At 64.8% G+C, this 1,573-nt stretch carries 2 protein-coding genes; both read left to right on the forward strand.

Translation table 11 applies throughout. The annotated features are described in order from the left end of the window. The coding region (locus Q0L57_RS15190; RefSeq protein WP_296743911.1) for a transporter associated domain-containing protein at positions 1-429 on the forward strand (429 nt) is incomplete at its 5' end. 109 nt (positions 430-538) lie between these two features. Continuing rightward, the coding region (gene lnt / locus Q0L57_RS15195) for an apolipoprotein N-acyltransferase (protein WP_296743913.1) at positions 539-1,573 on the forward strand (1,035 nt) is incomplete at its 3' end.

Raw genomic sequence — 1,573 nt, forward strand, 5'->3', positions numbered from 1 at the left:
ACGCGCACGCAGATGGCGCTGGTCATCGACGAATATGGCGGCACCGACGGCCTCGTTTCGCTGGAGGACATCGTCGAGATGGTCGTCGGCGACATCGAGGACGAGCACGACGACGACGAACCGATGATCACCCAGGCCGGCGACGGCGTCTTCATCGTCGATGGCAAGGCCGAGATCGAGGAGGTCGCCAAGATGATCGGCGGCGATTTCGCTGCTGGCGAGCACGGCGAATATGTCGACACCATCGGCGGCATGATCTTCAACACGCTCGGCCGCGTTCCGGCCAGGGGCGAAGTGGTGCAGGCCATCCCCGGGTTCGAATTCCATGTGCTCGACGCCGACCCGCGCCGCGTCAAGCGCGTGCGCATCGTGCAGAGCCAGAAGGGTGAGCGGCAGCGTCGCCGCGCAGTGCGTATCGAGCAGGCGTAACGTAGCTCGACGCAGCCCAGCCTGACAATTTCAAGTCACCGTCATTTGGAGCGGGCGGCGCGGCCTGTTAAATCTCTGGCTCCCTGATTCGCGCGACTTGGGACGCTATATGCAGCGCTTTGCCGGCCGGATAATTCTGCTGTGGGGATGGCGGCGTTCGTTGGTGGCGTTTCTCGCCGGCGCGCTCGCGGTTCTCGCCCAGGCGCCCTATGATTTCTTCGCCGCCTGTTTCGTCTCGTTCCCGGTGCTGGTTTGGCTGCTCGACGGCGCCACCGGCGAGGCTTCCGACGGCTGGCTGCGGCGATTGAGGCCAGCCTTCGCGATCGGCTGGTGGTTCGGCTTCGGCTACTTTATCGCCGGTCTCTGGTGGATCGGCCAGGCACTGCTGGTCGAGGCCGACGACTTCGCCTGGGCCTTGCCCTTTGCCGTCATAGGCATCCCCTTCGCGCTCGCCTTCTTCTACGGGTTTGCGAGCGTCGTGGCGCGGCTCTTCTGGAGCAGCGACATCGGCCGCATCGCCGCGCTCGCTTTGGGCTTTGGCCTGGCCGAATGGTTGCGCGACTTCCTGTTCACCGGCTTCCCGTGGAATGCCGTCGGCTATGCCGCAATGCCGGTGCCGGTCCTGATGCAGAGCGTATCGGTGACCGGCATGTTCGGCATGAATGCGCTGGCGGTCTTCGTCTTTTCCTTGCCCGCGCTCGTTGCCTCGGGTCGGCATCTGCGGCTGGGCGCCGCCTTGTTCGTCATCCTCGTTGCCGCTCATGCCGGCTTCGGCTTCTACAGGCTTGCCGCGCCGGTCGATAAGGCCTCACGCTCGATCGACGTCCGCATCGTCCAGCCTTCCATTGACCTCAGTGAGAAATGGGACGCCTCGGTGCGCGACCGCATCTTCGCAACGCTGCTCGGCATTTCGGGGAAGGCGCCTGAGCAAGGCCATCCGAAGCCGCAGCTTATCCTGTGGCCGGAAACGTCGGTGCCGTTCCTGTTCACCGAGCGTCCCGACGCACTGACGGCGCTGGGCGAAACGCTGAGCAGTGGCCAGATGCTGATCGCCGGCGTCGTTCGCGAGGAGGGCGGCGCCGCCAATGCCGGCAGCCGCTATTACAATTCCGTGGTGGCGATCAACGACAAGGGCGAGATCGTC

The organism is Mesorhizobium sp. (assembly GCF_024509055.1).
Lineage (GTDB): Bacteria > Pseudomonadota > Alphaproteobacteria > Rhizobiales > Rhizobiaceae > Mesorhizobium.